The following is a 21,366-nucleotide window of genomic DNA, read 5'->3' as shown; positions in this document are numbered from 1 at the left end:
ATTTAAAATGAGAAAGAATATAGTAATTGCTTTAGTAGCATTGTTGCCTTTATTTGGTATTTCGCAATCTTTATTTGATAAATACGAAGAAGAAGATGCGGTTACTTCCGTAGTGGTAAACCAGAGCATGTTTAACTTATTGGCAAAGTTAGATGTTGAAGTAAACGATCCAGAGGCCAAAGACTTTGTAGATATTGCTACCAGCCTTAAAAGTTTAAAAGTATTTACCACTGAGGATAAGGCTATAGGAGCCGATATGAAAAACAATGTGGATAAATATCTTAAAACTGCTTCTTTAACAGAACTAATGCGTATTAAGGATCAAGATGCGAATGTAAAGTTTTACATAAAAGAAGGTAAGGATAGTGATCATGTTAGCGAGTTGCTTATGTTTATTACAGGTATTAAAGACGTAGAGGCTAATGGCAGAAAGTTTGAAACGGTATTATTATCCTTAACCGGAGACATAGACCTAAACAAGATTAGTTCTTTAACTAAGAAAATGAACTTGCCCGAAGAATTGAATAAGGCAGGGAACAAATAATTAAAAACCCGGGCCAATTGGCCCGGTAATTTTATCAATCAAAAATCAATCAAAAATCAAAACAATCATGAAAAAATTAGTTTTAGCACTTAGTTTAATGGCCTTGCCATTTCTTACCAACGCACAATCCGTATTTGACAAATTTGAAAATTCTAATGACGTAGGTTCCGTTACAGTGAGCAAGGGCTTAATTAACCTTGCGGCCCATATAGACATTGAAACAGACGATAAAGATTTGAACGATTTTTTGGATTTAGCAAAGAACATTGAGGGTATTCAGGTATTTATGACAGATAAACCTGCCGCAGCAAACGATTTAAGAAGAACAGCTCAGGTTCATCTAAAAAAGCGACGTTTACAAGAATTAATGAAAGTAAAAGATAAAGATGCTACCGTTAATATTTATGTAAAGAGCACCAATAATGATGAAGTGGTTAAAGAGCTATTTTTATTAGTAGACAGTAAGGACTTTAATAGGGAAACCGTTGTTGTTAGTATTACGGGGAAAATAGAATTAAGTAAGGTAGGAGCGCTGGTAAATAAATTTAACTTACCAGAAGAAGTTAGGCATGCGCAAAAGGGTAGAAGGTAAATTTTAAGATTAAAAATCACTAATCATGAAAAATAATATGAAATATAATTTTAGCATACTGCTACTAATAGGCTTACTTTTTACAGCGTGCTCTAGCGAGCCAAGTCTGCAGGAGTATTATGTGGCAAATCAAGAGGATCCTAATTTTATAGTGGTAGACATTCCTGCTAGTATTCTTAAAATGGACGAGGTAGATTTAACACCTACACAGAGGGAAGCCGTTTCGTCCTTACGAAAATTTAACCTGCTAGCTTTTAAATTGAATGATGAAAATTCAGAAAAATTTACTCAAGAACAGGCTCAGGTTTCACGGATTCTAGATAATGACGATTTTACGGAATTGATGAAAATCAACACGCAATACGGTAAGGGTGTGGTAAAATATTTAGGAGATGAAGATGCCATTGATGAGGTAATCGTATTTGGCCATAGCAAGGATAAAGGTTTTGCTTTGGTACGGGTGTTAGGAGATAACATGAATCCGGCACATTTGATACAACTAATACAAGCCATTCAAAAATCGGATTACAAAGGAAACGAGCTGGGAGAAATTGGTAAATTTCTAAAAGGATAAAGTAAAATTTTTCTAAAATAAATCTCGGAGTACCAACACTTCGGGATTTTTTTTGCATAAAATTCATAAAAAAATAAAGTTCTATGTGACTTTCTTATTGTTTTGGTTTCTAACTTTCTAAACACTAAAAAACCTAACATTATGGAAAATCTTTCAATGGAAACAATAATAGGTTATGTAGAAACCTATGGTGTTCCCGTACTTAAGGCTATTTTAATTTACATCATTGGTTCTTGGGTAATTAAAAAATTAACTGGAATGATTAAAAAAGTCATGGCCAAAGGGAGCTATGACATTTCACTTCAAAAGTTTTTATTAAACTTAGTTACTTGGGGACTTAAAATATTCTTGATTATTACCGTTATTTCCACCCTAGGGGTAGAAACTACAAGTTTAGCGGCGGTAATTGCTGCAGCAGGTTTAGCGGTTGGTTTAGCGTTACAGGGGTCTTTAAGTAATTTTGCCGGAGGTGTTTTAATCATGATTTTTAAACCCTATAAAATTGGCGATTTAATAGAGGCGCAGGGTGTTTTAGGCGTTGTAAAAGAGATTGAAATTTTTACTACCAAAATGGTATCTCCGGAAAACAAACTAATTATTGTACCAAACGGAGCCATGGCTAATGGCAATATTGTTAATTATACTGCAGAGGGTAAAATACGCGTAGATACGGTTATTGGTGTTGGTTATGATGAGGATATTAAAAAGACCAAAGAGGTGTTGTTAGAGGTGCTTACTTCTAATCCAAAGGTTCTACAAGACCCAGAACCATCTGTAAATGTAGTGGAATTGGCAGACAGCTCTGTAAATTTTGCTGTTAGACCATTCTGTAAACCAGAAGATTATTGGGATGTGTATTTTGCAACCTATGAAAATTGCAAATTAGCGTTGGATAAAGCAGGCATTGAAATTCCTTACCCACATAGTGTGGAAATTCATAAAGAAGGATAATAAACACGATACTTAATTGTATTAAAAAAGCCGCTCTAGAAGGAGCGGCTTTTTTTTATGAATTTTATCTTTTAAACTAGATACCGGTATAATTGGCCGGGGTAACCTGTTTTAATTCCATTTTTATAGTTTCAGATACATCAAGGGTATCTATAAAATTTGCAATAGATTGTTGGGTTATTTTTTCGTTTGTTCTAGTCAATGCCTTTAAAGCCTCATAAGGATTTGGGTAGCTTTCTCTACGTAATATAGTTTGTATAGCTTCTGCAACAACTGCCCAGTTAGCTTCTAAATCAGCATCGAATTTTGCTTGGTTTAAAACCAGTTTGTTCAACCCTTTTAACGTAGCTTGGAACGCAATAATGGTATGCCCAAAAGGAACACCTACATTACGTAGAACGGTACTGTCCGTTAGGTCTCGTTGTAATCTAGACACCGGTAATTTACCGGCCAAGTGTTCAAAAATTGCGTTAGCAATGCCTAAATTACCTTCAGAATTTTCAAAATCTATGGGGTTTACTTTATGTGGCATGGCAGAAGAACCAACTTCACCTGCTTTTATTTTCTGTTTAAAATAATCCATAGAAATATAGGTCCAGATATCTCGGTCCAAATCAATTAATATGGTATTGATACGCTTTAAACCATCAAACAAAGCCGCCATATGGTCGTAATGTTCTATTTGCGTAGTAGGGAAGGAGTGGTGCAAACCTAATTTTTCCTGAACAAACTTTTGTCCAAATGCTTTCCAATCAATAGTAGGATAAGCAACTTTATGTGCATTGTAATTGCCCGTTGCCCCACCAAATTTTGCTGCAGAAGGAATATCGTTCAATAAATCGAACTGTTGTTTTAAGCGTTCTGTAAAAACTGCTATTTCTTTGCCCAATCTAGTGGGAGAAGCCGGTTGTCCGTGTGTTCTTGCCAACATGGGTACGTTTTCCCATTCTTCAGCCAGCAAGTTCAATTTTTTAAATACCTCAAAATACTGTGGAACGTAAACATCGTTCATGGCTTCTTTAATAGAAAGTGGAACGGCCGTATTGTTAATATCTTGAGAGGTTAATCCAAAATGAATAAATTCTTTGGCCTTTTCTAACCCTAAAGCATCAAATTTAGATTTAATAAAGTATTCTACCGCTTTAACATCATGATTGGTTGTCTTTTCTATTTCCTTTATGGCCAAAGCATCTTCAGCAGTAAAATCGGTATAAATAGCTCGTAAAGCGTCAAATTTTGTGGAATCAAAATCGGCTAGTTGCGGTAAAGGTATTTCGCACAATGCTATAAAATATTCAATCTCTACTTGAACACGATACTTTATTAACGCTTCTTCAGAAAAATAGTTACCTAAACTTTCAGTTTTACTTCTATATCTACCATCTATGGGAGAAATGGCATTTAACGGACTCAAAGACATTGTAATTTGATTTTAAAAATCCAAATATAGCCAAACTTAATGGCCTAAAGTCTTTATTTGTATAGTAGATTCAATGTTTTTTCTGCCCTGTTTTTAAAACCAGTAGAACCTTTATCTATTTTATTTTCTAGAATTCCAATCAACTCTGGGTGTACCCAATTAAACGTGGTGCCTAAATGGTATAATGAGGTTGTGCAAAAAACCTGGGTAGCAATTTTATGGTTCCCAATTAGCCAATCAAAACAAACTGTGGTCAATTGTTCTAGCTGTACATTTTTTAGGACGGTAATAAGGTTTTGGTCTTTTTTTATATAATATTGAAGCACCAACATTTCTATTACATGGGCAACAGGTCTTAAGTTAGATTCATTTTTTAAGCTTGGTATGCTTTTACAAAAGAGCTTGACATAAGGATAGATTAATTGTAGCTCTTTTCTAAGCACATGATCCAAAACCCAACTGGCATTAAAGTTATTCCCTTTTGCATCTGCTAGGAATATTTCTTCTAATAAAGTTTTTACTAAAATAGGATTAGCGGTTATTACCGTTACCAAGCGTTCTATTTCTGGTTTGCGAACTCTTTTTTCGTTTAATATGCTTTTGAGTTCTTTAACAGTCATTTGCTTGGTTCAAAAGTTGATTTACCAACACCGGTAATCCGTTGGCTGCCGTTTTGTTTAAAATTTTCAGATTACTGTAATCGTGACTAGAAATATTTGGTTTTGGGTCAATAAAATATTTTGGAATTCCGGATGGGGCGTAATTTAGTAAACCGGCCGCAGGGTATACTTGCATAGAAGTCCCTACTATAATCACTTTACTAGCCTTTCTTATTAGGTTAACCGCTTTATCCATGAGTGGTACCATTTCTCCAAACCAAACAATATGAGGTCTTAACTGATTGCCTTCTTGGTCAAGGTTTCCTAATACCAAATCATCGGTCCAGTCCAGTACATAATTTTCGTTTACCGTACTTCTTACCTTAAACAATTCACCATGTAGGTGCAAAACACTACTGCTCCCGGCTGCCTCGTGTAGGTTATCTACGTTTTGGGTTATTATCTCCACATTATACTGATGTTCTAATTTAGCCAAGGCCACATGGCCCGCATTGGGGCTTACTTCTTTTAATTGCCTTCTACGTTGATTGTAAAATTCTAACACTAGACCTGGGTTTTTGGCAAAACCTTCTGGTGAAGCTACTTGCATTACATCATGCCCTTCCCAAAGCCCATTGGCATCCCTAAACGTTTTTAGTCCGCTTTCAGCGCTCATTCCAGCCCCGGTAAGTACTACTACATTTTCTTTTTGCATAGCATAAAAATAGCATTTTCCTTATCTTTCCCCGTATGTTTAATTTTGATTTATTAGCCTATCTAGAGAGTTACCTTACAGCGGATAGAAAGAAGCGGTTTCTTGAGATATTGGGTAACCGAACCAATTATTTAACCGTTGCAATTGAAGACGTTTATCAATTACATAACACCAGTGCTGTAATAAGAAGTTGTGATGCTTTTGGTGTGCAAACGGTACACGTAATAGAAGACCGTTTTGGTAAAAGACTAGATAAAAATATAGCTATGGGCGCACAGCAATGGGTAGATGTAGAACGTTATGCCAATACAACAGAATGTATAACCAGATTAAAACAAAAGGGCTATCAAATATGGGCCACTACACCCCACGGAACTTGTGTTGATTTACCGGATTTTAATTTTACTCATAAGACGGCGCTTTTTTTTGGTACGGAAAGAACTGGATTAAGCCAAGAGGTTTTGGATCAAGCAGATGGTTTTATGAAAGTACCAATGGTTGGTTTTTCAGAGAGCTTAAATGTATCTGTATGTGCGGCAATACTAGTACAGGTTTTAGCAGATAAATTGCGAAAAAGCGATTTGCCATGGCAATTGAGTGCTCAAGAAATTTTAGAAAAACGTTTGGATTGGTCCAAAAAGTCCATTAAAAGTGTTGATTTAATAATAGATAGGTATTTAACGGATAAATAAAAATCTTAACTTTAGTTACAACCAAATAGTTAAATCATGATTACAATTCTTTACATTCTTTTGGCATTAATAGGTGTTCTGTTGTTTCTTTCTTTTATTGCTCCTAAGAATTATGACGTATCTAGGTCCGTTATAATAAATAGGCCAAAAGGCGAAGTTTTTGAGACCTTAAAATCTTTAAAAGCACAAGATACATGGTCTCCATGGGCCAAAAAAGACCCAAACATGAAGAAAGAATTTCGAGGTGTAGATGGTGAAGTAGGTTCGGTCAGTTATTGGTTGGGTAATAAAGACGTAGGAGAGGGTGAACAGGAAATTACCAAAATAATACCGGGGGAAAGAATAGAGGGCGAACTACGCTTTCTAAAACCATTTAAATCAACCTCTAACTGTTATTTTATAACTACGGATGAAGCTGAAAAAACCAAAGTTGTATGGGGTTTTAAAGGCGAAAACAAATTTCCCATGAATATTATGATGTTGTTTATGAGTATGGATAAAATGGTGGGCAAAGATTTTGAGGAAGGTTTGGCCACACTAAAAATGAACCTTGAAAACAACAAATAAGGAATTTTGGTTTGTTGGTTTGAAATACCGGTTATTGACATAAAAAGAGCCATGTCTTTTTATGAATTGGTCTTTGGTTTTCAATTAAAACATCACAATTTTGGGACCACGGAAATGGCACTAATTTCCAAAAAGGATAAAAACCCAAAGAACATAGGGGCTTTAATTTTAAACAAAGAACATTACTTTCCTAGTAGTTCTGAAGGAGTTCTTGTTTTTTTCCAAACCCATGATTTGCAAAAAGAATTGAATTTAATTGAGCAAAACGGTGGCACTATTTTAAGGCCAAAAACCTTAATCACGGAAGAACTTGGTTTTATGGGATTGTTTTTAGACTCGGAAGGCAATAGAATTGGCTTACGTTCCAGAAATTAAATTTTATTGCCAAAATTATCATACCCGGGCGTTCCGCATTTGCATTCTCCTTTTTTACAGGTGCATTCTCCTTCTTTGCACTGGCATAGTTTATGGTCTTTTTCTTCATGGTCATCGGTTTGTGCAACCAAATCCATCTTACAAACGGGGCATTTACCCTCATTGGTATACGTTTTACCTTCCTCACAATCCATTGGACAGGCATATGCCTTACTATTCTTTTCAACGGAATCTTTTACTACAATAGAAACATTTTTTTCTACGGTCTCCTGTATTGCTTCTGTGTTGCTTTCTGCTTGTTTTTGTTTACAACTAAATACCAACAGAGCAATTACGGCTAAATAGATGATTTTTGTTTTCATAATATTTTATTCTTTTAGTTCTAACAAGGCGGTTGTGTACGGGTTATCTAAAGTTACTTTGCCTTTCTTTACCAAAACCTCAGTTTTAGAATAGGCATCCCATAAGGTTGTACCATCTCCAAAAAAGCCTTTTACATTTAAATCTTTTTTGCCTTCTGGTAAATCTAAACCAATAACTACTTTATCTCTTATATCATCTTGCACGTAACTTCTAGAAAATACATATGGGTATTTGGATAACCTACTGTGTTTGCCAGCACCTACCGCCATATGGTTTCTTCTAAACTGCCCTAATTTTTGCCAATGCTCATGTATTTTCTTGACGGTGTCTACACTATCTAAATCTGACCAATTCATGGTAGAACGTAAATTGGCATCGCCAATAGCTCCTTCTACTTTTAATGGTCTCATGGTTTCATCTCCATAATATATTTGAGATGCACCAGGGGTTAGCAAAAGCATATTTGCCGTTTTGTAAGGTTTTTTTCGGTCAGGGTCAAATGGTTGTCCATCATCATGACTACTTAAGTAATTTAGTATACTCTTACCTGTAAATTTGGTGTTTAATAAGTAACTGTATTTTCTAAAAACAGATTCATAATCCCTTTCGGCATCATACTTTAATTCAAAGTTTATTAATGCTTTGAAACCATGATTAAAATAGTCTACTTGTTTATCGCCAAAATCATACTTTCTACCAGAAGATATACCATAATTGTACACCTCTCCAACCATATAGAAAGGCAATTGGTCTATTACTTCCTCTGGATGTTTCTTTTTCCAAAGCTCAAAAGCGTGTTGTGCTTCTTTTTCTAATTCTGCCCAAGCATTTTCATTAACGTGTTTTACGGTATCTACCCTAAAACCATCTACCCCAAATTCATGGATATAATCCGTTAACCATTTTATAATATAAAATCTTGGGGCCCTAGGGTAACCAGTACGCTCAAAAAAACGATTTAGCTCGTCTAATTCTTGGCTTAATCTACCTTCTTGTTTCCATTTGGACAATAGGGCGTCCGGTAGTTCTACCGCTTCATTAGATTCGGTTAAAATGTCTGGTAAGTTAGCTACTAGGGTACAGGCGGTTGTGCCTTCATAGGTATTAAAATCACATTGGGGACTTGTTCTAACCCACTCATCTGGCCAAACTGGGTCCAAATCGGTTACTGGGCCTGTATGGTTCATTACAACATCTAAAACAACTCGTATCCCCTTTTTATGCGCACTTTTTACCAATCTATGTAAGTCTTGCTTGGTGCCAAAATTTGGATCAATAGCTGTCCAATCCTTGGTCCAATAACCGTGATAAGCATAGGTTGGTCCCGTACCTTCGTCCGTACTACCATGTATTTGTTCTACAATTGGGGTAAACCATATTGCGTTTACTCCTAAATCATTAAAATAGCCCTCTTCAATTTTTTGTACAATTCCGCTAAGATCACCTCCTTTAAACCCTCTTAAAACTGCTGTACTATCTTTACGATTAAATATTACGTCATTCTCTGGGTTACCATTTTTAAAGCGATCGGTAAGTAAAAAATAAATATTGGCACCTTCCCAAGCAAACGGCGGATGTTTTATCTCTTCTTCCACAATAGTTTCAGTTTTGGGCTGGCTGGCCTGTTTGGTATCAACTTTTTTACAACTGAAAAAGCAAATTGTAACCGTTGTTATAGCCAAAAGCAGTTTTCTCATAGTTGAGGATTTTGGCTAAGCTATAAAATGCCTTTCAGATTTAAAAAAAAATTAACGGAGTAGGAGTATCAAGTTATAAGTTGAAAACTTATCGCCTATTTAAAACTTTATACTCTTCATAGCAACCACTGATTGCGTCAAGTATCTGCAAGTCATTTGCGGTTTGGATAAAAGAAGAAGAATAGTTGCAGTTGCTTAGGATGTCCTCAATATCCATTTTGGTCAATTGTAACAATTGGGTAAGGGTTTCACGATCAAATTTAGAAGCCAATAAATCACGGATATTGTCGTCTTCTTTCATTTGACGCAATTTGCGCATCTGTTTTGGTTTTTTACCAAATAAATTACGGAGCAAGTCGGCAGGATTCATTATAGCTCCTAAAACCTTGGTAACGGCTCCAGGGTTTTTATTACCAGCCTCATAGCTTTTATTTAAACCGGAAATGCTATACTGGTAAGCAGAATTTACAGGTAGGTTCTTAACATCAATTTCTAGGTAACCGGTTAGTTCGTAAGGTCTAACTACAACTTCTTCTAAAGCGTAGGCCAATTCTGTAAGTGCAATTTTGGTGCCTCCAAATTTGAACATATCATTGGTTACCCTAATTTTTTGCGGTTTAAAACCAAGAAAAGTAAAGTATAACGTATCATTAACGGATGCATTGATGTTAAATTCACCTTCTGCATCCGTAATGGTACCAATAACTTTATTTAGGTTGATGACGTGTACGCTTTCTAGTGGCATGTCTGATTGTGCATTTACCACTTTTGCATTAAAGTTTTCTACGGGTAAATTCTCTTCTGCATCTTGTGCCAAAATACTACCACCTAATAAGAAAAGCGTAACCCAAAGAAAATTTTTCATCAATAATAAATTCTATACTAAAAGTACAAAACAACAAAAATAATTGAGGTAATTCCTAACTTTAGGAAGTACTTAACTAAAAGAAGCCTTTGTTTTTTTTGCCTTTTTTATTTTTAGAGCCACCTCTAGAGCCTCTAAAACCATCTTTGGAATTTCCACCCTTGCGACGGCCACCACCGCCGCGGTTACGGTCTCTTTTTCTTTTGCCACCACCGCCTCGGCCAGGGTTTTTAGAAATTTCTACATTAACAAATCTACCTTCTAGTTTAAAATCTTTAAACGTTTCTAATACTAAAGGAGCAACCTTTGCATCTGTATTAAAGAAAGAGAAGGTGTCTTTGGTGTCTACCTTAAATAAATCGTCCCTATCTAAGCTAAGATTATCTCTTAAGAAATCTTTTAAGGACATCCAATCATAACCATCACGTTCTCCTATATTAATGAAGAATCGTACAGACCCATCACTTGGAATTTCTCCAGGCTCTGTATTTGATGACCTTTCTGATCCGCCACCAGCGTTAATGTCTTTAGTTTTGTTGTAATAGTTGAAGAAACGCGTAAATTCTACGGAAACTATCTTCTTAATAAGCTCCTCACGGTCTATACCATCTAAAACATCATTAATAGCCGGTAAATAAGATTCAATTTCAGAATTTATTTTTGTCTCTTTTATGCTATTTGCCAAATGGTACAATTGAATTTCACAAATTTCCATTCCGGAAGGGATATTCTTTTCCAAGAATTTTGTTTGGATTTTCTTTTCTATGGCACGTATCTTTCTAATCTCACTACGTGTTATGATAACCATAGAAATACCGCTTTTACCAGCTCTACCAGTACGTCCACTTCTATGTGTATAGGTTTCAATTTCGTCTGGTAATTGGTAGTTTATTACGTGGGTTACATCATCTACATCTATACCACGGGCAGCAACATCTGTTGCAACCAACATTTGAATTTGTTTCTTTCGAAACGCGTTCATGGCCAAATCTCGTTGGTTTTGACTCAAATCGCCGTGTAGCGCACCTGCGTTATAGCCATCTTCAATAAGTTTTTCAGCAATTTTCTGGGTATCTCTCTTTGTTCTACAAAAGATTACCGAAAAGATACCTGGATTGGCATCTGCCAATCGCTTTAACGCAGCATAACGGTCTCTACCACCAACAACATAATATTCGTGCTGTACGGTATTGGCACCACTATTTTTAGAACCAACCGTAATTTCTTTGGGTTGGTGCATAAATTTTTTGGCAATGGTTGCTACTTCTTTTGGCATGGTTGCAGAAAACAACCAAGTAGATTTCTCTTTTGGTGTGTTAGATAAGATGTCTTTTATATCTTCATAGAAACCCATGTTCAACATCTCATCGGCTTCATCCAGAACACAATAGTCTATTTTGGTAATGTCTACCATACCACGACCAATCATATCCTTCATTCTACCTGGGGTGGCCACAACAATCTGTGCGCCCCTCTTTATTTGTCTTGCTTGATCGCTAATGCTGGCACCACCATAAATAGCAACTATGTTTAGACCTTTTTCATATTTGGAATAGGCCTCCATTTCTTTTGCTATTTGTAAACAAAGTTCCCTTGTAGGCGATAATATAAGGGCCTGGGTAGTTCTACTGGCAACATCAATTTTTTGAATAAGCGGAAAACCAAAAGCAGCGGTTTTACCGGTCCCTGTTTGCGCAAGGGCAACCAAGTCGGTCTCGTCTTCCAATAAAATTGGGATGGCTTTTTCTTGAACTTCAGAAGGGGTTTCAAAACCCATGTCTGTAATAGCAGACAATAAGGACTCATTAAGTCCTAAATTTTCAAATTTAGACATAAATATGTTATAAGTAATCGCAAATACGTGTGTTGCTTGAGCGTTTTACCTATAACCAAATAAGCCCTTTGCAACACCCTTGCCCTATATTTTTTGAAGGGCCATCGGCGTAAATTAAGCGGCAAAGGTACGCTTAAATTTTAACATGCAAACATTTAATACGAAAAGCTATAGTTGTTGCAAAAAAGTTATGAGGCTTTGTATGGCCTTGCCTCGGTGTCCAATTTCATTTTTTATGCTGAGCGGCAACTCTGCAAAGGTTTTTAAATAGCCATCTGGCCTAAAAATTGGGTCGTAACCAAAACCTTTATCTCCACTTTTTTCCTTGGTGATTACACCAGCTACGCTCCCCTCAAAAAAATGATGCTTTATAGGTAGTTGTAAGGAAATTATGGTTTTAAAATATGCAGAACGATTTTCTTTACCATCAAGATTTTTAAGCAATTTGGCCATATTGTCCTCTGCATTTTTTTGTGGGCCGGCATAGCGAGCGGAATATACTCCCGGCTCATTATTTAATGCAGGTACCAAAAGTCCGGTGTCATCAGCAAAACAGGGAAACTTATACTTTTTAAAAATATAATCTGATTTTAGCTTAGCGTTTTCTTCAAGTGTGTTCCCGGTTTCTTTTATATCCTCAGAACACCCTATCATATCTAAAGACAACAAATCAATAGAATTGGGCATTAGGGCCTCTACTTCCTTAAATTTATTTTTATTGTGTGTGGCAAAAACCAATTGCATAGTTGTAATTTAGAACCGTAAAAATAACTATTCCAACCAATGAAATTCAAAGTTGTACCTGTTTTAGTATTTAGTTTTTTTGCCATGGCCATGTACTTGTTGGCAAGGTATTTACCTTTTGGACAATTTGAATTTACCGGCAGGGCAATTCTAATGTATTTTTTATCTGGCTTGGCCGTTGTAATAACCTTATGGTCCCTTATCCTGTTTAAAATTAACAAAACCACGGTTGACCCGTTAAAACCGAGTAATACCACATATTTGGTAACCAATGGTATTTATGGTTTTTCTAGAAACCCCATGTATTTGGCCATGTTACTTTTGCTATTGGCACTAGGTTTATTTTTAGGTAATGCTTTTAATACCTTATTGGCTGCTGCTTTTGTTATGGTAATGAACAAAATACAAATAGTGCCGGAAGAAGCTATTTTGGTTGAAAAATTTGGACAAGAATATAAGCTTTATCTAAAAGCGGTTAGAAGGTGGTTTTAATTATAGATTTAATCGAGAGAAAACGCTTTCGTGCTAATTTATACGTAACGCAAAGCACATTTTACAATCAAATTGTTAATAAGTAGATAAGAAACTTCGATTTATCGGGATTTAGATAGATTGGCCATTTAAAATCTATAATTTTACAGTTCTATTTTGACAATCTATCATGATAGCAACAGGAAGAAAATACGTATTTGATTTTGATAGTACCCTTACTAGGGTAGAGGCATTGGATGTCTTGGCAGAAATGACCCTTAAAGACCGTTCTGATAAAGAAGCGGTTTTGGAAGAAATTCAGAAGATTACCAATTTAGGTATTGATGGAGATATTTCGTTTACCGAGTCACTGGAGCGCCGTATAAAATTGTTAAAGGCCAATAAGGCAGATTTGGAGCCTTTGATAGCAGAACTTAGAAAAAAGTTATCTAAATCTATTGAAGAGAATATCTCGTTTTTTCATGACCATTCAGATGACATTTATGTTATTTCTTGCGGATTTAAGGAGTTTATAGACCCTATAGTGGCCGATTTGAATATTCCTTCTGAACGTGTGTATGCCAATACCTTTAAGTTTGATGCGGATGGTAATATAGTTGGCTTTGATGAAGACAATGTTTTGTCTTCCCACAACGGAAAGATACAATGCCTTAAAGACTTAAATCTAGAGGGCGAAGTACAGGTAATAGGAGATGGATATAGCGACTATGTAATGCGAGAAGCTGGCATAGCCGATAAATTTTTTGCCTATACGGAAAATGTACATAGAGAAAAAGCGGCTAGTAATGCCGATTATGTAACACCTAACCTAAACGAATTTTTATTTGTGAACGATTTACCAAGAAAAGTTTCTTACCCAAAGAACAGGATTAAAATATTATTATTAGAGAACGTACATTCAGATGCGCTAGAACGTTTATCTGAAGAAGGATTCTCTGTAGAATTAATCAAAAATGCTTTACCAGAAGAAGAATTAATAGAACGCATCAAAGGCGTACATGTTTTGGGAATACGTTCTAAAACCCAGGTTACCCAGAAAGTTTTGGATGCGGCAGACCGTTTAATGGTGGTGGGCGCTTTTTGTATTGGAACTACACAAATAGATTTGGACGCAGCTAAGAAAAAGGGTGTGGTAGTGTTTAATGCACCTTATAGCAACACACGTTCTGTGGTAGAATTGGCTATAGGACAAATAATAATGCTTAAACGAAGTATTTTTGCTAGAAGTACAGAAATACACCAGGGTAAATGGTTTAAAACCGCCCTGAACTCTCAAGAAGTTAGGGGTAAAAACTTGGGTATAGTGGGTTACGGTAATATTGGCAAACAACTTTCCGTACTAGCAGAGGCTATAGGCATGCATGTGTATTACTATGATGTTTCTGATCAATTAGCCTTGGGTAATGCCGTAAAATGCAATTCTCTTGAAGAACTTTTGGGGCTATCTGACGTGGTTACCTTGCATATAGATGACAATAAGGACAATGAAAATTTTATTGGAGAAAAAGAAATTAGTCTAATGCGAGATGGCGCTATGCTAATTAACCTTTCTAGAGGTTTTGTGGTAGATATTTCTGCCTTGGCAACAGCGCTTAAAAGCGGTAAAATTGGTGGTGCAGCAGTAGATGTTTATCCAGAAGAGCCTAGAAGTAACGGCGAGTTCTATACAGAATTGGCCGGATTGGAAAACGTTATTTTAACCCCACACATTGGCGGAAGTACAGAAGAAGCCCAGAAAGATATTGCTGAGTTTGTGCCCAACAAGATTATGGAATACATTAATTCTGGTACTACCGTAGATGCGGTTAATTTTCCAAATATAAGATTACCAAAACAGCAAAATTCACATCGTTTTTTACATACCCATAAAAATGTTCCTGGTGTTATGGCAAAAATCAATGAAATTTTAGCCAAATATGAGATGAATATTTCTGGTCAATACTTATCAACCGATCCAGAAGTTGGTTATGTAATTACCGATTTGGATAAAGACTATAACAAAGAAGTAATCCAAGAACTAAAGGCAATTAACCATACACTAAAGTTTAGGGTGCTGTATTAAAAAAATGGGCTACCACAGGTAATTTAAAATTGGTGGCTACTTTTTAAAGGTTCGCAACAATTATTCTTTTTAAACAAGATTCAAAGCTTAATTTGTAAGAAATATCTCATGATTAAGCTTTTTTTATGAAAAAACCTTGGAACCAAAGTTTTAGAGCATATTACCTATTGGTTATAACTATACTACTTATTACCGTGGTAAATCAATCCATTACCCAGTACGCTTTTAAAAAAGAACAAGGTAGGGCCAAGGTGGTAAACCTTTCTGGTAAACAAAGAATGTTAGGGCAAAAATTATTGGCAGAATACTATACCTGTCGTTTAAATAAGTGTAACTATGGTGAAATTACGTATTTGCTCAATAAGATAGAATCTTCTATTAAGTTACTACAAGGTGGAAGTCCTAATTTGAATATACCTCAACTTGATAATTCAGATATTGAGGCAAGTTTTGAGCGTTTACATCCAAACTTTATATGGCTAAAATCGAAGTTTTTTAATAGGGAAGGTATTTCAATATTAACAGAAACAGACGTTAAGTTTCGGGTTAATCGTTTTGTTCAAATCATGGATGAAATTACCTTGCAATTTCAAATTCAATCGGAACAAGAATTTCAATCCTTAAAAATATTGGAGTTAGAACTTGCCATCTTTTCCATTTTAATCTTGCTTTTTGAAATATTTTTTGTGGTGAATCCAATTATTTCAAAGCTTACGGACCACAAACAAAAATTAACCAAACTTGCTTGGCATCATACACATGCTTTTAGCTCGCACATGCGCAATATTAACGATTTAAAGTTTGTATTAAAGGTAGAAAAGAACGTAGAACGTAGACAAGAAATCATGCATTTTATTGGTGAGGAGCTAGAAGAATTAAATAAGGTCTCTGAGAATATGGCCGTGGCCTTTGCTACAAAAAATCCGAAAAATACCGACACTTCTATTGGATCTAAAATTATGGCACTTTTAAACAGTTCTAACAAGGTTAATGATGATGATAGGGCTCGTTCCGTAGAATCGTAAATGCGCGGTAAATTTGTTCAGTAATAAAAAGGCGTACCATTTGGTGAGAAAAGGTCATTTTTGATAAACTAACCTTACTATTGGCACGTTCATAGAGTGGTTGGCTAAAACCGTAAGGTCCTCCAATAACAAAAATTAGGTTTTTAATTCCGCTATTCATTCGTTTTTGCAGTACCTCTGAAAACCCAACCGAAGAAAACTGTTTTCCATTTTCATCTAATAAACAAAGGTGGTCTGCAGGTTGTAGTTTGGCCAAAATCAATTCTCCTTCTTTCTTTTTTTGTTCAGATTCAGAAAGGTTTTTTACATTTTTTATGTCGGGTATTACAATTAATTCAAAAGGCACATAATGCTTTAATCTATTGGTATAGTGTTCTATAAGGCTGTTTAATTCCTTCTTGTCGGTTTTTCCAATTGCTAGTAATTGTATTTTCATCTTTACAATATAATTATTTCCAAAAGTACCATTTGTAGCTGAGCACTTTTTTTGGTTGCCAATTTTCTTAAATTAGCCAAAAGCCTTTACATGATCTCAGAAGAACAATTTAAAAAAGAGTTAGAGTATATAATAAGTAATGCCATAAGAGAAGATGTAGGAGATGGAGACCATAGTTCATTGGCTTGTATACCAGATACGGCAACCGGTAAGGCTAAGTTATTGGTAAAGGACAATGGTGTTTTAGCGGGCGTATCATTTGCTAAAATGGTGTTTAATTATGTAGATCCAAACTTAGAAGTAGAGACCCTAATAGAAGATGGTACACAAGTAAAGTTTGGAGATGTTGCTTTCTATGTAAGTGGTAGTTCTCAAAATATTTTAAAAGCAGAGCGTTTGGTCTTAAACGCCATGCAGCGTATGAGTGCCATTGCCACTAAGACAGCATTTTTCGTAGACCTTTTAAAAGGTACTGAAACCAAAATATTGGATACTAGAAAAACCACCCCGGGTATAAGGGCTTTAGAAAAATGGGCCGTTAAAATTGGTGGGGGTGAAAATCATAGATTTGCTTTGTATGATATGATTATGTTAAAAGACAATCATATAGATTTTGCTGGTGGCATTACCCAGGCCATTGAAAAAACACTGTCTTATTTAGAGCAAACAAATAGAAACCTTAAAATTATAGTAGAGGCCAGAGATTTAGAAGAAGTGCAAACTATTTTGAAAACACCTGGCGTCTACAGAATTCTGTTAGATAATTTTAATTATGCAGATACCAGAAAGGCCGTAGCACTTATTGGAGATAAATGCCTTACAGAGTCTTCTGGGGGTATAAATGAAGATACCATAAGAAAATATGCAGAATGTGGTGTTAATTATATTTCTTCTGGCGCCTTAACGCATTCTGTTTACAATATGGATTTGAGCTTAAAGGCTGTTTAAATGTCTAAAGAAATAGAAGAAGAGTTAGAAAAAATCCCAATTGTAAATTGGGGTGTCAAAGCCTTAAAGCAAATTAGATTGCCTGGTTTTGAAGGACTTTCTATCTATGACTTAGCAGAAATTTATATTGTAGGGGTGGCAAAAGGCGCATTAAGTAGTAGGGCCGGTTCCATTGCCTTTAGCTTGTTTATGGCATTATTTCCGTTACTTATCTTTTTGGTAACCTTGGTCCCTTTTTTAATTCCGTACGTAAGTGTAGGAAATGAGAATTTTGACACGCAATTTTTATTATTCCTAGAATCTTTTTTACCGACCGCTACGGGCGATTATTTTAGTGAGATTTACCAACAAATAAAAGACCAGAAACGAGGAGGGTTACTTTCCTCCGCATTTCTTTTAAGCATCTTTTTAGTTGCCAACGGGGTAAATAGTATTTTTAGTGGTTTTGAAAATTCGTATCATGTAGAGTTAACCCGAAACTTTTTTAGGCAATATGCATATGCTTTAATGGTTGGGATAATATTATCCATATTATTGATTATCGGGGCTGTAGCTTTTGTATATTTTGAATTTTATATCATAGAATATACAAGTGAATATTTTGGAAGGCGCTTTGGTTACAATGTAGAAGCTGGAGACGCCTTTGGTGTGCAATTAGGAAAAGTATTTTTCTTTTTGGTTCTCACTTATCTATTTACAGCTATTTTATACTATTTTGGAACGGTAGAGGGCAGACATGCCCGTTTTTTTTCCGTTGGAGCCTTGGTAACCACTATTTTGTTTATCTTAACCTCCTACCTTTTTGGGTTTTATGTAGAGAAATTTGCTCGCTATAATGAATTGTATGGAGCATTAGGGGGACTTTTGATTTTAATGGTCTTTATTTGGTTAAACGCTAATATTTTATTGTTGGGTTTTGAACTTAATGCTACGCTAAACTCACTAAGAAAAAATGTAAACAGAGCTAAAGAAAATGTTTAAAAATATAGGACTATTAATAGTTGTGGTGTTGCCACTACTTACACATGGGCAGATTGTTGGTAAATGGAAAACAATAGATGACCGCAATGGCAACTCTAAAGCAATTATAGAATTGTATAAGAAGGGCGATGCGCTTTACGGTAAAATTGTAAAGGTTTTACAGAAAGATAAACAAGGTGCTGTTTGCGAAAAGTGTGATGGCGATTTAAAAGATAAACCTATTTTGGGTATGGAAATTATAACCCATTTTGAGGCAGATGATGAAGGGGTTTATAAAGGCAAACGATTATTTGATCCAGAGCAGGGAATGACTTTTAGAGGCAAGATTTGGTTAGACCCTGACGATAAATCTAAGTTAAAAGTTAGGGGTTACTTAGCGTTTTTGCATAGAACGCAGACCTGGGAGCGTGTAGAAGATTAAAAAATTACGATGCGATTTTTCTTGGATGTGATTCTGCCAATTCCGGTAGAACGCCTATTTACCTACTGCATTACGGAAGCTGAGGCCGAATTTCTAAAAAAGGGAATGCGTGTTGCGGTTCCGTTTGGTAAAACTAAAATATACACTGCCTTGGCTTATGCGGTACATAATAACAAGCCAACTGCTTATGAAGCAAAAGATATTGAAGCTATTCTGGATGAAGCTCCTGTTGTAACACCACAACAATTGCAACATTGGGAGTGGATTTCGTCCTATTACATGTGTACCTTAGGAGAGGTGGTACGTAGTGGTTTGCCCAGTGGGTTGTTGTTGGAAAGCGAAACACTTATTCTTCCAAAACAAATAGAAAACTTGGAAGAGGCCCTTTTAGATGACGATGAATTTTTGGTGGTAGAAGCATTATCCAATCAATCTTCTTTACAGATTAAGGATTTAGTTGCACTCCTAGGTAAGAAAACAGTGTTGCCGGTAATACAGCGCTTGGTCGCCAAAAATATAATTTCCTTAAAGGAAGAAATCAAAGAAAAATACACACCTAAAACCAGTAAATACGTAAAACTTAATGCGGCCTACGAGGCAGAAGAAAAATTAGAAGCCGTACTGGCTCAATTATCCCGTGCGCCAAAACAGAGCCAGGCAATTCTTAGCTATTTTCAGTTGTCTAGTAATACAAAGAAGCCTATCAAAGAAAATCAGCTAGAAAAAGAGGGTAATGTTTCTAAAGCAGTCATACGCGCACTTGTAGATAAAGGTATATTCGATTTCTATCATCTAGAGGAGGATCGGGTTTCTTTTGGTGATAAGGAGAAAGATATTGCCACCGTTGCCTTGAACGATTTACAGCAAAATGCCCTAAATACTATAGTTGACATCTTTAGTAAACAAAAGATATGTTTGCTGTACGGGGTAACCGCTTCAGGAAAAACAGAGGTTTACTTAAAATTAATAGCTAAGGCTATAGCAAATGGGCAGCAGGTACTGTATTTATTGCCAGAAATAGCACTTACAACACAATTGATCAATAGGTTAAAAAAATATTTTGGCAACAAAGTTGCTGTTTACCATTCAAAATATAACAGTAATGAAAGGGTAGAGGTATGGAATAACGTTCTAAACCAAAAAGATGCCGCGCAAGTTGTTATAGGTGCACGTTCCGCGCTGTATCTTCCTTTTTCCAACCTTGGTCTATTGGTTATAGATGAGGAGCACGAAACCTCATTTAAACAATTTGATCCTGCTCCACGGTACCATGCAAGAGACGCAGGTATTGTTTTGGCCCAATTGCATAAAGCAGATTGCTTATTGGGTAGTGCAACACCAAGTTTAGAAAGTTATTTTAATGCTATTAAGGGAAAGTATGGTCTTGCTAAAATTGAACGCAGGTATGGTAATGTTTTAATGCCATCCATAGAATTAGTAGATATAAAAGAGGCTACTCGTAAAAAAAGGATGAACGGTCATTTTTCTGAGCGCTTAATAAAAGAAATGACAGCTGCCTTGGAAGAAAAAGAACAAATTATTCTTTTTCAAAACAGAAGAGGTTTTGCACCAATTGTAGAATGTACAACCTGTGGGCATTCCATGCAATGCCCAAATTGCGACGTAAGCCTTACGTACCATCAACGTAGGGGCCAAATGCGTTGTCATTACTGTGGTTACTATGTTTTACAGCCCAAAACATGTGAGGCATGTGGAAATACTACGTTGGATACCAAAGGTTTTGGAACCGAACAAATAGAACAAGAGCTAAAAGCGATTTTCCCGAGCCATAATATTGCTAGGATGGACTTGGACACCACTAGGGGTAAGCACGGATACGCTAAATTGATTGCCGCGTTTGAAAACAAGGAAATTGATATTCTGGTGGGTACGCAAATGATTACCAAAGGCCTAGATTTTAGGAATGTAGGCTTGGTAGGAATTATGAACGCGGACACCCTTTTAAATTTCCCAGATTATAGGGCGCATGAAAAAAGTTTTCAATTAATGGTACAAGTAGCGGGTAGGGCAGGGCGTACCCATAAGAGAGGTAACGTGCTCATACAAACCTACAATCCATACCATCAAATATTGCAGCAAGTATCTACGTATGATTATGAAAAAATGTTTGCGGAACAGGTATATGAGAGAGAACAGTTTAAATACCCGCCTGCAATACGTATTTTAAAAATTACACTAAAAGACAGGGATTATAATAAGTTAAACGAAGCTGCAGAATGGTTTGCCGGTTCCTTAAGAAACAGCATAGCAGGTCAGGTTTTGGGACCAGAATATCCTGCAGTTGCTAGGATACGCAATGAATATTTAAAGAATATTATCGTAAAATTCCCAAAGAAAGGAGCTGTACAGGTCACAAAAAAAAGCATCAAAAGAATACAACAATCTTTTGATGCTATTAGTAGGTATAGAAGCGTTAAAGTGGTTTACAATGTAGACCACATTTAAGGC

The 21,366-nt window shown here is 35.9% G+C and carries 23 protein-coding genes; 14 read left to right on the top strand and 9 right to left on the bottom strand.

Annotated elements, in window-relative coordinates:
• Window positions 1-7 precede the first annotated feature (7 nt).
• From ACXAGS_RS07055 to ACXAGS_RS07040, 4 genes are all read left to right on the top strand, one after another.
• Entirely contained in the window at window positions 8-544 is a 537-nt protein-coding gene (locus tag ACXAGS_RS07055) for a DUF4252 domain-containing protein (RefSeq protein ID WP_474905742.1), read from the top strand.
• Between the two features lie 67 nt (window positions 545-611).
• The gene (locus ACXAGS_RS07050; RefSeq protein ID WP_474905741.1) at window positions 612-1,136 is read left to right on the top strand and encodes a DUF4252 domain-containing protein; all 525 of its coding nucleotides are present in this window, start codon (window positions 612-614) and stop codon (window positions 1,134-1,136) included.
• 25 nt (window positions 1,137-1,161) lie between these two features.
• Window positions 1,162-1,710: a DUF4252 domain-containing protein gene (locus ACXAGS_RS07045; RefSeq protein ID WP_474905740.1), complete on the top strand. Its 549-nt coding sequence runs from the start codon at window positions 1,162-1,164 to the stop codon at window positions 1,708-1,710.
• Window positions 1,711-1,866: 156 nt separating this feature from the next.
• Window positions 1,867-2,661, top strand: a complete 795-nt coding sequence (locus ACXAGS_RS07040) for a mechanosensitive ion channel family protein (RefSeq protein WP_474906127.1) — start codon at window positions 1,867-1,869, stop codon at window positions 2,659-2,661.
• 76 nt (window positions 2,662-2,737) lie between these two features.
• On the opposite strand, the gene purB is transcribed toward ACXAGS_RS07040, so the two are convergent.
• From purB to ACXAGS_RS07025, 3 genes are read right to left on the bottom strand one after another with little or no spacing between them, the layout of a single operon-like run.
• Window positions 2,738-4,081, bottom strand: a complete 1,344-nt coding sequence (gene purB, locus ACXAGS_RS07035) for an adenylosuccinate lyase (protein ID WP_474905738.1) — start codon at window positions 4,079-4,081, stop codon at window positions 2,738-2,740.
• Between the two features lie 53 nt (window positions 4,082-4,134).
• Window positions 4,135-4,701 (bottom strand): adenylosuccinate lyase, encoded by a 567-nt coding sequence (locus tag ACXAGS_RS07030; RefSeq protein ID WP_474905736.1) that lies wholly within the window; start codon window positions 4,699-4,701, stop codon window positions 4,135-4,137.
• On the bottom strand, window positions 4,691-5,395 hold the full coding sequence (locus ACXAGS_RS07025) for an SIR2 family NAD-dependent protein deacylase (protein ID WP_474905734.1): 705 nt from the start codon (window positions 5,393-5,395) through the stop codon (window positions 4,691-4,693). The genes ACXAGS_RS07030 and ACXAGS_RS07025 overlap by 11 nt, the downstream gene beginning before the upstream one ends.
• 35 nt (window positions 5,396-5,430) lie before the next feature.
• On the opposite strand from ACXAGS_RS07025, the gene ACXAGS_RS07020 reads away from it, so the two are divergent.
• The 3 genes from ACXAGS_RS07020 to ACXAGS_RS07010 are packed head-to-tail and all read left to right on the top strand — an operon-like array spanning window position 5,431 to window position 7,029.
• Complete coding sequence (locus ACXAGS_RS07020; protein WP_474905732.1) at window positions 5,431-6,087, top strand: TrmH family RNA methyltransferase; 657 nt, start codon at window positions 5,431-5,433, stop codon at window positions 6,085-6,087.
• Between the two features lie 36 nt (window positions 6,088-6,123).
• Window positions 6,124-6,654 (top strand): SRPBCC family protein, encoded by a 531-nt coding sequence (locus tag ACXAGS_RS07015; protein WP_474905730.1) that lies wholly within the window; start codon window positions 6,124-6,126, stop codon window positions 6,652-6,654.
• Window positions 6,655-6,660: 6 nt separating this feature from the next.
• Window positions 6,661-7,029 (top strand): VOC family protein, encoded by a 369-nt coding sequence (locus ACXAGS_RS07010; RefSeq protein WP_474905728.1) that lies wholly within the window; start codon window positions 6,661-6,663, stop codon window positions 7,027-7,029.
• On the opposite strand, the gene ACXAGS_RS07005 is transcribed toward ACXAGS_RS07010, so the two are convergent.
• The 5 genes from ACXAGS_RS07005 to ACXAGS_RS06985 form a co-directional block, all read right to left on the bottom strand.
• Window positions 7,026-7,391 carry a heavy metal-binding domain-containing protein gene (locus ACXAGS_RS07005; protein WP_474905726.1) on the bottom strand — a complete coding sequence of 122 codons (366 nt, stop codon included), beginning with the start codon at window positions 7,389-7,391 and terminating at the stop codon, window positions 7,026-7,028. The genes ACXAGS_RS07010 and ACXAGS_RS07005 overlap by 4 nt on opposite strands.
• Window positions 7,392-7,397: 6 nt before the next feature.
• Window positions 7,398-9,089 (bottom strand): alpha-amylase family glycosyl hydrolase, encoded by a 1,692-nt coding sequence (locus tag ACXAGS_RS07000; RefSeq protein WP_474905725.1) that lies wholly within the window; start codon window positions 9,087-9,089, stop codon window positions 7,398-7,400.
• 88 nt (window positions 9,090-9,177) lie between these two features.
• On the bottom strand, window positions 9,178-9,954 hold the full coding sequence (locus tag ACXAGS_RS06995) for a carboxypeptidase-like regulatory domain-containing protein (RefSeq protein WP_474905724.1): 777 nt from the start codon (window positions 9,952-9,954) through the stop codon (window positions 9,178-9,180).
• Window positions 9,955-10,030: 76 nt separating this feature from the next.
• Window positions 10,031-11,788: a DEAD/DEAH box helicase gene (locus ACXAGS_RS06990; protein WP_474905722.1), complete on the bottom strand. Its 1,758-nt coding sequence runs from the start codon at window positions 11,786-11,788 to the stop codon at window positions 10,031-10,033.
• 168 nt (window positions 11,789-11,956) lie between these two features.
• The gene (locus tag ACXAGS_RS06985; RefSeq protein WP_474905720.1) at window positions 11,957-12,532 is read right to left on the bottom strand and encodes a non-canonical purine NTP diphosphatase; all 576 of its coding nucleotides are present in this window, start codon (window positions 12,530-12,532) and stop codon (window positions 11,957-11,959) included.
• A gap of 39 nt (window positions 12,533-12,571) precedes the next feature.
• On the opposite strand from ACXAGS_RS06985, the gene ACXAGS_RS06980 reads away from it, so the two are divergent.
• The 3 genes from ACXAGS_RS06980 to ACXAGS_RS06970 all read left to right on the top strand — a co-directional run bounded on the left by ACXAGS_RS06980 (window position 12,572) and on the right by ACXAGS_RS06970 (window position 16,111).
• Window positions 12,572-13,024, top strand: a complete 453-nt coding sequence (locus ACXAGS_RS06980; RefSeq protein WP_474905719.1) for a methyltransferase family protein — start codon at window positions 12,572-12,574, stop codon at window positions 13,022-13,024.
• Window positions 13,025-13,193: 169 nt separating this feature from the next.
• Window positions 13,194-15,086 carry a phosphoglycerate dehydrogenase gene (gene serA / locus ACXAGS_RS06975; protein ID WP_474905717.1) on the top strand — a complete coding sequence of 631 codons (1,893 nt, stop codon included), beginning with the start codon at window positions 13,194-13,196 and terminating at the stop codon, window positions 15,084-15,086.
• Between the two features lie 125 nt (window positions 15,087-15,211).
• Window positions 15,212-16,111 (top strand): hypothetical protein, encoded by a 900-nt coding sequence (locus ACXAGS_RS06970; protein WP_474905716.1) that lies wholly within the window; start codon window positions 15,212-15,214, stop codon window positions 16,109-16,111.
• On the opposite strand, the gene rlmH is transcribed toward ACXAGS_RS06970, so the two are convergent.
• Window positions 16,074-16,547, bottom strand: a complete 474-nt coding sequence (gene rlmH, locus ACXAGS_RS06965; RefSeq protein WP_474905714.1) for a 23S rRNA (pseudouridine(1915)-N(3))-methyltransferase RlmH — start codon at window positions 16,545-16,547, stop codon at window positions 16,074-16,076. The genes ACXAGS_RS06970 and rlmH overlap by 38 nt on opposite strands.
• 90 nt (window positions 16,548-16,637) lie before the next feature.
• On the opposite strand from rlmH, the gene nadC reads away from it, so the two are divergent.
• Genes nadC through priA form a run of 4 tightly spaced genes read left to right on the top strand, consistent with a single transcriptional unit; the run spans window position 16,638 to window position 21,363 of the window.
• Entirely contained in the window at window positions 16,638-17,495 is an 858-nt protein-coding gene (nadC, locus tag ACXAGS_RS06960) for a carboxylating nicotinate-nucleotide diphosphorylase (RefSeq protein WP_474905712.1), read from the top strand.
• Entirely contained in the window at window positions 17,496-18,476 is a 981-nt protein-coding gene (locus ACXAGS_RS06955; RefSeq protein WP_474905710.1) for a YihY/virulence factor BrkB family protein, read from the top strand. It abuts the gene before it with no gap.
• Window positions 18,469-18,897, top strand: a complete 429-nt coding sequence (locus ACXAGS_RS06950; protein ID WP_474905709.1) for a DUF2147 domain-containing protein — start codon at window positions 18,469-18,471, stop codon at window positions 18,895-18,897. The genes ACXAGS_RS06955 and ACXAGS_RS06950 overlap by 8 nt, the downstream gene beginning before the upstream one ends.
• A gap of 9 nt (window positions 18,898-18,906) precedes the next feature.
• Window positions 18,907-21,363: a replication restart helicase PriA gene (gene priA, locus ACXAGS_RS06945; protein WP_474905707.1), complete on the top strand. Its 2,457-nt coding sequence runs from the start codon at window positions 18,907-18,909 to the stop codon at window positions 21,361-21,363.
• The last annotated feature ends 3 nt before the right edge of the window (window positions 21,364-21,366 follow it).

It is taken from the genome of Croceivirga sp. ABH4_376 (assembly GCF_056160685.1).
The sequence above is the reverse complement of the archived record's forward strand: the minus strand, read 5'-3'. Positions and strand labels throughout refer to the sequence as shown.

Coding starts and splice junctions, on each gene's coding strand:
- ACXAGS_RS07055 (WP_474905742.1), top strand. CDS start 8: ATGAGAAAGAATATAGTAATTGCTTTAGTAGCATTGTTGCCTTTATTT.
- ACXAGS_RS07050 (WP_474905741.1), top strand. CDS start 612: ATGAAAAAATTAGTTTTAGCACTTAGTTTAATGGCCTTGCCATTTCTT.
- ACXAGS_RS07045 (WP_474905740.1), top strand. CDS start 1,162: ATGAAAAATAATATGAAATATAATTTTAGCATACTGCTACTAATAGGC.
- ACXAGS_RS07040 (WP_474906127.1), top strand. CDS start 1,867: ATGGAAACAATAATAGGTTATGTAGAAACCTATGGTGTTCCCGTACTT.
- purB (WP_474905738.1), bottom strand. CDS start 4,081: ATGTCTTTGAGTCCGTTAAATGCCATTTCTCCCATAGATGGTAGATAT.
- ACXAGS_RS07030 (WP_474905736.1), bottom strand. CDS start 4,701: ATGACTGTTAAAGAACTCAAAAGCATATTAAACGAAAAAAGAGTTCGC.
- ACXAGS_RS07025 (WP_474905734.1), bottom strand. CDS start 5,395: ATGCAAAAAGAAAATGTAGTAGTACTTACCGGGGCTGGAATGAGCGCT.
- ACXAGS_RS07020 (WP_474905732.1), top strand. CDS start 5,431: ATGTTTAATTTTGATTTATTAGCCTATCTAGAGAGTTACCTTACAGCG.
- ACXAGS_RS07015 (WP_474905730.1), top strand. CDS start 6,124: ATGATTACAATTCTTTACATTCTTTTGGCATTAATAGGTGTTCTGTTG.
- ACXAGS_RS07005 (WP_474905726.1), bottom strand. CDS start 7,391: ATGAAAACAAAAATCATCTATTTAGCCGTAATTGCTCTGTTGGTATTT.
- ACXAGS_RS07000 (WP_474905725.1), bottom strand. CDS start 9,089: ATGAGAAAACTGCTTTTGGCTATAACAACGGTTACAATTTGCTTTTTC.
- ACXAGS_RS06995 (WP_474905724.1), bottom strand. CDS start 9,954: ATGAAAAATTTTCTTTGGGTTACGCTTTTCTTATTAGGTGGTAGTATT.
- ACXAGS_RS06990 (WP_474905722.1), bottom strand. CDS start 11,788: ATGTCTAAATTTGAAAATTTAGGACTTAATGAGTCCTTATTGTCTGCT.
- ACXAGS_RS06985 (WP_474905720.1), bottom strand. CDS start 12,532: ATGCAATTGGTTTTTGCCACACACAATAAAAATAAATTTAAGGAAGTA.
- ACXAGS_RS06980 (WP_474905719.1), top strand. CDS start 12,572: ATGAAATTCAAAGTTGTACCTGTTTTAGTATTTAGTTTTTTTGCCATG.
- serA (WP_474905717.1), top strand. CDS start 13,194: ATGATAGCAACAGGAAGAAAATACGTATTTGATTTTGATAGTACCCTT.
- ACXAGS_RS06970 (WP_474905716.1), top strand. CDS start 15,212: ATGAAAAAACCTTGGAACCAAAGTTTTAGAGCATATTACCTATTGGTT.
- rlmH (WP_474905714.1), bottom strand. CDS start 16,547: ATGAAAATACAATTACTAGCAATTGGAAAAACCGACAAGAAGGAATTA.
- nadC (WP_474905712.1), top strand. CDS start 16,638: ATGATCTCAGAAGAACAATTTAAAAAAGAGTTAGAGTATATAATAAGT.
- ACXAGS_RS06955 (WP_474905710.1), top strand. CDS start 17,496: ATGTCTAAAGAAATAGAAGAAGAGTTAGAAAAAATCCCAATTGTAAAT.
- ACXAGS_RS06950 (WP_474905709.1), top strand. CDS start 18,469: ATGTTTAAAAATATAGGACTATTAATAGTTGTGGTGTTGCCACTACTT.
- priA (WP_474905707.1), top strand. CDS start 18,907: ATGCGATTTTTCTTGGATGTGATTCTGCCAATTCCGGTAGAACGCCTA.